The sequence below is a fragment of the Vibrio sp. M260121 genome (assembly GCF_036533715.1).
In the GTDB taxonomy this organism is placed as follows: Bacteria; Pseudomonadota; Gammaproteobacteria; order Enterobacterales; family Vibrionaceae; genus Vibrio.
Genome location: NZ_JATABF010000136.1, coordinates 1 through 381, shown reverse-complemented (window position 1 = coordinate 381; position 381 = coordinate 1). Strand labels below are relative to the sequence as shown.

The window sequence follows — 381 nt, the reverse complement described above, 5'->3', positions numbered from 1 at the left end:
CCCTTGCTCAAGGCAACCAACATAATAAACAGGTATGCCTGCGTGCTCTTTTTTATTTGCCGGAGCCTTTAATGTTACCTGGCCAAACTTCACCTCAAGCTTTACATCTCTTGCTTTTCTGCCTCCTTTTTGTGGAATGGTAAGCGCCTTTGTTCCTACAACTGGTAACCCCTGCGCATAGTCGTAAAGCTTTTGAGCGTGTTCTTCTAAGCAACGACTTTGCATTGAGCGAACGACAAAGCGCTGCTGATGTTGACGTTTATAAGTCAAGTATTCGAATAGGTCAGCTTCTCGGTCACAGACCGAGATAACATCTAACATTTTATCCCCTAGGCGTTCAACGACACGGCGAGAAGCTTGCTCCCATTTGTAACTTTCTTT

1 pseudogene is annotated in these 381 nt (G+C 44.9%); it reads right to left on the bottom strand.

From position 1 onward, the window contains the following. Positions 1-381, bottom strand: a pseudogene (locus QTO06_RS25475) (IS4 family transposase); the annotation flags it as partial.